The organism is Pirellulales bacterium (assembly GCA_035939775.1).
GTDB lineage: Bacteria > Planctomycetota > Planctomycetia > Pirellulales > DATAWG01 > DASZFO01.
The window spans coordinates 1-8,069 of sequence record DASZFO010000363.1; the positions used below are offsets into that span (position 1 = coordinate 1).

The following is an 8,069-nucleotide window of genomic DNA, read 5'->3' on the forward strand; positions in this document are numbered from 1 at the left end:
GCAGATCGAGCAGGCTTTGGCTGCGGGCGATCCCGAGACGATTCGACTCGCGCGGGCCTATCCGGATGTGTTCGATTATCCCTGCCGCACGGGTTGTCCATCACAGCAGTGCCCTTTTTTATCTACTTAAGAATCAAGCAGCTCGCGCACTGCGGCCACGGCCGACAGGTCAGTTGCCTCATGCGGCGAGCCTCGTTGCCGAAATGAGCCATGTACCTGTCGGCAGGCGGTTCGTGCCATGAGTTCGCGAAGGTTAGCGGGCGCGATGCCGCCGGCGGGCAGGATCTCGATGCGCTCACGCGCTCGTTCGATCAATTCACAGATGACGTCTGCGCCGCCGAGCGCCGTTTTGGCGCCCCCGCTGGTCATCACCCGCGTGAAGCCAAGATCAATCAGTTGTTCTAGCGCGACAAACGGGTCGGGAGCCGTATCGAATGCACGATGAAATACCACCGCTACGCGGCCGGCAACTGTCTCGCGGATCCGCCGGCAGCGCTGCAGGTCAATGCTCCCGTCGGAGTGCAAAATGCCAAACGCGATTCCGGCCACTCCGGCTTCGCAGAGCCACTCGGCGTCAGTTTGCATGGCCGCGAAATCGGCGTCGCCAGGGCAGAATCCTCCGGGCCGCGGTCTGACCATCGCGATGATCGGCAGCGATGTTGCTTTGAGCACGGATTGCAACACGCCAGGCGATGGCGTCAAGCCATCGAGCGCTAGCGCGGCATTCAATTCGAGCCGGTCGGCGCCAGCAACCTCCGCCGCCTCGGCCTCATCGGCCGACGTGAGACAAACTTCTAGAATTCTCCGCGACATCGAGTGGCGCTCGTCCTCAGCCGAAGTGATGGTCGCGCTCGTGGCTCGCGGTCCTGGCGATTGCGTCGAAGATTTCTTTCCGATGGACCGACACCTCGGGCGGAACAAGACAGGCTAGCCTTGCCGTGTCATCGTGGATGGCGACCAGCTTGACCACGATCTCGCCGTTGATCAGCAACGAATCGTTCTTCTTCAGTGTGAAGATTTGCATCGGCATGCCCTCCTTCCAGTGGCGTCGGACCGCATTCGATCTTGGCCTGGTCGGGCAACATAGCACTCGCTCAGCCGCCTGAGAAGTATCCTATTGGCCTGCTGGCATTGCTAGCAACGATTCGCTGCCGCGAAGCAGGCATATATAGTGCGGTTCCTGGTCTGCCACCGACCTCGACATCGTGCCGATGAATTAGTATCGTTCCGCCCCCACAAATCCCAGGAATCCGCCGCCCCCGATGGAACCCAGCACCGAGTCCATCCGCGAACTCGTTCGTCGCACGCTCCGTGACCTTGGGCTGGCGGATGCGGAGCCGATCGGCGAATCGCTGCTGACGCTGGCCGGCTACTACGTCGGCCGCGAGTTCAAGTTCACCAGCGTGCGGGGCGTCTGGATGGCGAGCCAGGGGCAGGTCAGGTTCTACGGCGACGATGGCCGGGTGTTGCGAGTCGTGGAGGTCGGTGAGCCGCGGCAGACGAAGGCGGCGTGACGAAATGGGGACAGCCAAAGCAGGTGGTCCCGGTTACTTCGCTTGGGCGGCAGGCGTCGCATGAACGACCACCTCCTGGCCCTCCTTCAAATCACCGCCGGTGATTTCCGTCGTCGCGTCATCACTTATGCCAATCTGCAGTTCGACCGGCCGTACGAACTTTCCATCTCGAACCCATACGCGGCGTCGCGGTGGGGTCTTCAGTTGGTCGTCGCGGCTCTTCGACGCAGACGCTTCCCCGCCAACTTTCTCCTCCGCCCCGGGAACGACCCATTCCGGCCGTGGTCGCCAACGGAGGGCGGCGTTCGGAACCAACAAAACGTTATCCCGCCGGGCGACCTCGAATTGCAAATTGGCGGTCATGTAGGGGAGCAGCTTTTCGTCAGTGCCATCGACGGTCAAGACGACCGTGTAGGTGACTTGATTCTGCGTCATTTGCGCGTTGAGCCGGACTTGCCGTACACGGCCATCGAACATCTTGTCGTGGAAGGCGCCCACGGTGAATCTTGCGGCCTGCTCCGGGTGAATTTTGGCGATATCGTCTTCGTTGACCGAGGCCCAAATCTCCAATCTTTTCAAATCGCGCGCGATGAGAAACAGACTCGGCGCGTTGAGGGCGGCCACCACCGTCTGCCCGATGTTCACGCGGCGGTCGATAACCGTTCCCTTCACTGGGGAGACGATCACCGTGGAACTGAGGTTGATCTGCGCTTGTCTGAGCGCAGCCTTCGCCTGATCGACATCGGCCTTCGCAATAGCGAGCGAGGCCTCGGCCATTTTTTGATTCGCGATCGCGGCGCTGTAGTCGGCCTCACTGACCGTCTTCTTAAGACGTCCTGACTTAGCTCGATCCAATTCGCTTTCGGTTTGTTCGGACTTCGCCTGGGCGAACAATACGCTGGCCTCGGCGCGCTCTAGGCCGGCTCTAGCGGAGTCTCGCTGAGTCTGGTACAGCGTGGGATCCATGTGCGCAAGCAACGTGCCCGGCTCAACGCGCGAATTGTAGTCGATCGACTTGTCGGGGTGATCGAGATCGCGGCCGAAATCCGTGATCAATCCGGCGACCTGGGCGCCGACATCGACGACTTCTTCCGGTTCGATGGTTCCCGTCGCGCGAACGGCGACAACCAGATCGCCGCGCGTTACCTTCGCTGTTTGGAAGACCGGCGGCTTGGGATGTTCGCCCGCCGGCTCGTCGGCATTCGCCGGCGTTGAAAGAAAGGCCGCAACCGTCGCGACCAAGAGAGCCTTAACTGACGTCTTGAATCCGGTAGGACGTAAAAACATGTTAGTTTCTCCCGTGTCGTTTTAAGTCGTCTCACCGACGGCCATTCTATCAGGCGACAAGGCCGATCATAACCGCTCGCCATTCCGCGGCCGGGCACGCATTGAAATGTCGATTCCATCGGGTGTGCCGCGCCAGTGGGATCGGACTTGCGAACGCCGAATGGCGTTTAGCTCGTCATCAACCGTGGCATCAGGCGTTTCTAAATGCGGACACCAATTTCAAACGAGCTGCTGTGCCTCTTGAAGCCTTTTTCTCAGCGTGGTGTGTCGCTGGCGGGTGTCGATCCGCCGCACGGCCATCCCCAATGCCTTCTTGCTGCCCACCAGGACAACGAGTCTCTTGCCCCGCGTGACCGCCGTATAAAGCAGGTTTCTCTGGAGCATGAGGTAGTGCTGGGTATGCAGGGGAATGACGACGCGCGTCCGGTGACCCAACCCCTGAGAGGCGTCTCTCACTCGAACGGCACACCAGTGCGGGCCGAAATATCGCGTAGGTCCGTTACGACGGCCGGACTCAGCGGCACGCCCGTCACACGCCGCTCGGCTTCGGCCAAGCGTTCCGGGTCGCCAGGAATAACAACGCCCGGTGTGCCAGGAGCGGGTTTCGTCGCGCGAAAAGTGCGCACCCACTCGTCGATCTGACGCTTGAAGGCATCGGGGTCGATGAAGCCGTCGATCCGCAGCGCCCCCAAGAGGTGGCCAATGCCCTTTCCGACGCTGCGACTGGGGATCTCTTGCTGCAGCGCGAACGGCGGCGCGAACGGTCCCCAGTTGGCTCCGCTCAACACGCAACTCATAATGTCCACCAGGGCAGCCAAGCAGAATCCCTTGTGGCCGCCCTGGTCGCGCGTGCCGCCGAGCGGGACAAGTGCCCCGCCGTCGATCATTTGTTGCGGCTGCGTGACCGCCAGGCCGTCGCTGTCGATGGCCCATCCCTCCGGGATCGGTTTGCTGGCTCGCAAGGCGATCTCGATTTTGCCGTAAGCCGTGGCGCTGGTCTCCATGTCAATGACGATCGGCGGCTCCTCCAACCCTGGAAAGGCGACGGCAATAGGATTGGTGCCGAGCATCCGTTCGGCGCCCCATAGCGGCGCAACGATCTTGGTGGAGTTGGTCATTGCCCAGCCGATCAGGTCATGCTTCAGGGCCTGCAACGGGTAGTAGCCGGCAATCCCAAAATGGTTTGAGTTCCTGACACTTACCCATCGCGAACCGACCGCCAACGCTTTCTCCATCGCGATGATGTTCGCCTTGGGGCCGACCACCAAGCCGAGTCCGTTGTCACCGTCCACGGTTGCGGTGCCGGGTAACTCGCGGATAACGCATACGTTCGCCTGCGGGTTGATCCGGCCGTGATCGAGCATGTCGAAGTAGGCGAGGAGCCGGGCGACACCGTGCGAATCGACTCCGCGTAAGTCGGCGGCGGCCAATACATCAGCGGCGAGGCGAGCGTCGTCGCGTGGCACGCCGCAATGCATGAAGACGCGGGTCGAGAATTCATGCAAACGCTCAATGGGGTAAGTTCGGTTTTCGGCGACAGTCATGATGTCTCCCGGTCGGGGCATGGTGTCACCTCGGGATGGAATGGGTGTGCAAGAAGGTGATTCTAATGCGCCGACAAGTGATGTACAGGGACTCGGGCGTGCCCACACAGACGCTTGCCGAACGGTTTTGGGTGACGGAGAATGGGGGCGAGATTTACGGGTCCAAGCCCCATTCACGCCCGGCGATCCATGTCAACCACGCGGATCTCGATCAACCGAGCGCCCGTTCTGACGCTGTGGGCGGCGGTTGTCGCCGAGCGTTTGGGTTTCAGCACGGAGGAAGCCCTGACTCTGGGCAAGGCCCTGGCGGGTCTGAACGCTCAGGCCAAGGGCCGGCGGCTGGGGATCTTCAAACCTCACGAGACGGCCGCCAAGCAGGCCCGCGAGAAGGCACACGGCGAAGAGCTGTGGATCGAAATCTGCGGGCGGCCAGTGCCGGCCATGAACACGCCTCAAGGCATTCGCGCCGTCAAGGGCGCCGCCGTGATCGACCCCGAGAGCGTCGAGCTTTATTTGAAGCAGAAGTTTGGGGAGAATCTCGGCCTCGTGCGATCGGCGATGGAGGGGCTGGCAAAGAGCTACGATCGCCACGAGCTGGCCGAGGCCGCCTACTCGCTTTACGAGCGATTCCGGCCGGAGATCCCGGACGGAAAGAAGGGGTGGGGAGCCAAGGGTGAATTGGATCTCCGGCTGATCGAGCGATTGGGGAAGTAGGCAGAGCAACTACGAGGAAACAACCATGGGAATGGACGTCGTCGGCCGCAACCCGAGTTCGCCGTCGGGAAAGTATTTCCAAATCCGAGGGGCCAAGACAGCGACTGCCATTACCGGCTTGCCGGCCGGCGCCTGAGCGACGGTGGGCGATCGGCTAGGATTAGCCTGAATGTCCGGCCGAGCGGACGAAGCTGAAACGGAGACGCCCAACCATGAACATCCGTGACAACAGTTTCCTGCACGCGGCGATCAACACCAAGCTGGCAAGCGTGGTTGCGGCCGCACCAATCCGGCCCGACTGGTACGAAGCCTGGATGTCGCTGGGACCGGAATCCAGCGAAGAAGAACGGCTCAAGGTCTACCAGTCGATCCGTAACGCGGGGACCGTGTCCGACGACGCCGGATTCTACTTGGTCGCCTGGCAGATTGACGTCATCGCCAGCCAGTTCGCGGAAAAAGCCTTTTGTGAGATGGATGAACGTCTCGCGGCGATCGAACGGGCGCACGGCCTTGAGGAAGCGGATTTCTGGGGACCCAACGAGGCGCCCGAGGAATATGAGACCCTGCGCCATAAGCAGCGTGTGGCCTGGGACAGGATCTTCGCCGACAAGCTCCAAGAGTTCGGCGAGCATGAACTGGCCCGGAAATTCCGAGATGATCCGGAGGGATTCCGGAAGCGAAGCGAAAACGGGCGGCAGTATTTTCACGGACCCGGTCCCGTGGCATGGCTGAATGAAATGGTCGAGGCCGTGGCCGACCACGTGACGGCCGATGGCGTGGCCGGCCCGCTGGGGGTTCGATACAGCGAAGAGGATGGAATCTGGGTCGTGTTGATCTACCTCCCACCCGTCGAGCTGATCGGCGGTGCCAACGATGGCGAAATCGTCGCTCCTGGATTCTTCCTGGATCTGGACGGACTGCGATCAATGTTCGACCGCGTGGATGATTTTTCCTGGCAGGCCTTTGGCCTCACCGACGACGATGGCCCGCATGTGTCGATCGAGGGAATCTATCAGGGGCATGAGGTCTTCCTGCAAGTGCAGGCGTACGCCCCCGAATACGAAGATCCGGGCGCGAAGATTGATCAAAGCTAATCGTCGCCGGCCAGCCGGCTCCGTTTGGCCCGACAGGACGGCATTCTACGGCCCCAGCCGAATGGTGATTCCCGCGGCTCGGGTCCGAGATTTTCACCCCGACTTCAAAAGATCAAGGAAAACGATGACCGAAGGGTTGCCGACGGCGGTGTAGTGGCCGGTGAAGTTGAGGCCGCCCGCTTTGCGATCCACACGGAAGACGACGATGTTGTCGCCGCGCTGATTGCAACAATAGAGGAATTGGCCGGTGGGATCGAAGTTGAAACTGCGAGGATAATCACCGCGCGCCCATTCTTCCCCGACATAAGTTAGGACGCCGTCGCGGCCAACGGAAAAAATCCCGATACTGTCGTGCAGCCGGTTCCCCGCATAGGCAAACCGGCCATCGGCGGAGACCAGGATCTCGGAGCAAAAGTTGCTGCCGGCAAACCCGGGCGGCACGGTGGAAATCGTCTGCCGCGAGGTGAGCCGACCTGTTGCTGCATCGTAGTCAAATAGAACGATGGTCGAGCTTTCTTCCTGAATCGAGTAGAGCCAGCGGCCACTGGGGTGAAAGTGGAAATGCCGGGGGCCGTCTCCAGGCGGCAGCGAGACGGCCGGCTGTTCACTCGGAGTCAGCACGCCCTTCCGCGCGTCGAACTTCCAGACGAAGATCTTATCCAGCCCCACGTCCGCATGGACCACGAAGCGCCCGGAGGGATCGGTCTGAATCATGTGCGCATGGGTTCGATCATGTCCGCTCGCGGCAAAGCTGCCCGGGGGAGCGTTGGTCGCCCTAATGGGGCCAATCTTGTCGGCATCGTTCTTGATATCGGTCGCGGCGCCCAGCCGACCGTCGGGACCAATCGGCAGCACCGCGACGGATCCCCCAAAATAGTTAGCCACCAACACGAATCGTCCGGACGGATTGACGCTCACATACGTCGGACCGGCGCCGCCCGAAGGAACGGCGTTGAGCAGCTTTAATCTCCCGTCGGCTCGATTGATGGAGAAGGCACTGACCGTGCCTTCCTTCTCGGCGCCCACGCGATCCGTTTCATTCGCCGAATACAGGCGGGTTCCCGAGGGATTTAGAGCCAGGCAACTAGGGCTTGTGCCCATCTCGTAAATGCCAGAGGGCGTCATGGCCCCGGTAGCGCGATCAACCTGAAACAGGTGAATACCGCGACCATTGCCAGGCGGTAGATCCACCTGGGTTGGCAAGACGTCGCGGAGCGGAGAACTGAAAGTTCCGACATAGGCAACGAGTGGTCCGGTCGCTTCTCGCGTTTGAGCTTGGAGCAGACCATTCATGAGGGTTGTCGTCCCCGCAAGTGCGACCGAGGTTTTCAAGAACGAACGTCGCGAACTATCGTGCGGAATCATGATGAAAACAGCCGGTCTGGTTGACGGGATCGTTCGAGCACGTGAAACGAGAGGTTGAAACACAATTCCCGCAAAATAGAGCGACGCAGACTTCTGCTTCCGACAGAATTCTATCGTGTCCATCGGTCGGTAGCACGTCAACGACGGCGATAACGTGCTCAGCGTCTCGCCCCAGCAGCCTTGCTCCGGCTGCCCGCGGTCGGGGATAATGCAGCAATGATGAAACAACAGCTTAAAGATCGCGAAGCAGTGGAAGCACTTGTCAAGCTCGGCGGCCGAGTGTTTTACAACAATCCCGCAAACCCGTCCGAACCGAGCTGGTTTCTTGAGTGGGCCGGAGAATGTAGCGTCTATCGAGTGGATTTTAGCGGCCGCTCCGAAGTCACGGACGCTGGACTCGTGCAACTTGAAGAGTTGACTCAGCTCCGATCTCTGGATTTCACGAGAACCAAAATCACCGATGCTGGGCTGGTACTTTTCAAACGGTTGATCAATCTTCAAACGCATGAATTGGCCAGAACCAACGTCACCGACGCCGGGGTGAAAGACCT

The 8,069-nt window shown here is 60.7% G+C and carries 10 protein-coding genes; 4 read left to right on the plus strand and 6 right to left on the minus strand.

Annotation, left to right across the window (positions count from 1 at the left end):
* Positions 1 to 126 precede the first annotated feature (126 nt).
* Entirely contained in the window at positions 127 to 813 is a 687-nt protein-coding gene (locus VGY55_24080) for a copper homeostasis protein CutC (GenBank protein ID HEV2973067.1), read from the minus strand.
* 16 nt (positions 814 to 829) lie between these two features.
* Positions 830 to 1,024: a carbon storage regulator gene (locus VGY55_24085; GenBank protein ID HEV2973068.1), complete on the minus strand. Its 195-nt coding sequence runs from the start codon at positions 1,022 to 1,024 to the stop codon at positions 830 to 832.
* A 238-nt stretch (positions 1,025 to 1,262) separates the two neighbouring features.
* Here VGY55_24085 and VGY55_24090 point away from each other — a divergent pair, with 238 nt between their 5' ends.
* Positions 1,263 to 1,514 carry a hypothetical protein gene (locus VGY55_24090; GenBank protein HEV2973069.1) on the plus strand — a complete coding sequence of 84 codons (252 nt, stop codon included), beginning with the start codon at positions 1,263 to 1,265 and terminating at the stop codon, positions 1,512 to 1,514.
* A gap of 33 nt (positions 1,515 to 1,547) precedes the next feature.
* Here the strand turns inward: VGY55_24090 and VGY55_24095 are convergent, their stop codons facing one another.
* The 3 genes from VGY55_24095 to VGY55_24105 form a co-directional block, all read right to left on the minus strand.
* Positions 1,548 to 2,801 carry an efflux RND transporter periplasmic adaptor subunit gene (locus VGY55_24095; GenBank protein ID HEV2973070.1) on the minus strand — a complete coding sequence of 418 codons (1,254 nt, stop codon included), beginning with the start codon at positions 2,799 to 2,801 and terminating at the stop codon, positions 1,548 to 1,550.
* 219 nt (positions 2,802 to 3,020) lie between these two features.
* The gene (locus tag VGY55_24100) at positions 3,021 to 3,257 is read right to left on the minus strand and encodes an ATP-binding domain-containing protein (protein HEV2973071.1); all 237 of its coding nucleotides are present in this window, start codon (positions 3,255 to 3,257) and stop codon (positions 3,021 to 3,023) included.
* Positions 3,254 to 4,366, minus strand: a complete 1,113-nt coding sequence (locus VGY55_24105; GenBank protein ID HEV2973072.1) for an Ldh family oxidoreductase — start codon at positions 4,364 to 4,366, stop codon at positions 3,254 to 3,256. The genes VGY55_24100 and VGY55_24105 overlap by 4 nt, the downstream gene beginning before the upstream one ends.
* Positions 4,367 to 4,534: 168 nt before the next feature.
* Between VGY55_24105 and VGY55_24110 the strand changes: the two genes are divergently transcribed.
* Positions 4,535 to 5,059 (plus strand): hypothetical protein, encoded by a 525-nt coding sequence (locus tag VGY55_24110; protein ID HEV2973073.1) that lies wholly within the window; start codon positions 4,535 to 4,537, stop codon positions 5,057 to 5,059.
* Between the two features lie 212 nt (positions 5,060 to 5,271).
* On the plus strand, positions 5,272 to 6,153 hold the full coding sequence (locus tag VGY55_24115) for a hypothetical protein (GenBank protein HEV2973074.1): 882 nt from the start codon (positions 5,272 to 5,274) through the stop codon (positions 6,151 to 6,153).
* A gap of 93 nt (positions 6,154 to 6,246) precedes the next feature.
* Here VGY55_24115 and VGY55_24120 read toward each other — a convergent pair whose 3' ends face one another.
* Entirely contained in the window at positions 6,247 to 7,446 is a 1,200-nt protein-coding gene (locus VGY55_24120) for a lactonase family protein (protein ID HEV2973075.1), read from the minus strand.
* Positions 7,447 to 7,734: 288 nt separating this feature from the next.
* Here VGY55_24120 and VGY55_24125 point away from each other — a divergent pair.
* Positions 7,735 to 8,069, plus strand: a 335-nt coding sequence (locus VGY55_24125) for a hypothetical protein (GenBank protein HEV2973076.1), incomplete at its 3' end; no start/stop codon positions are given.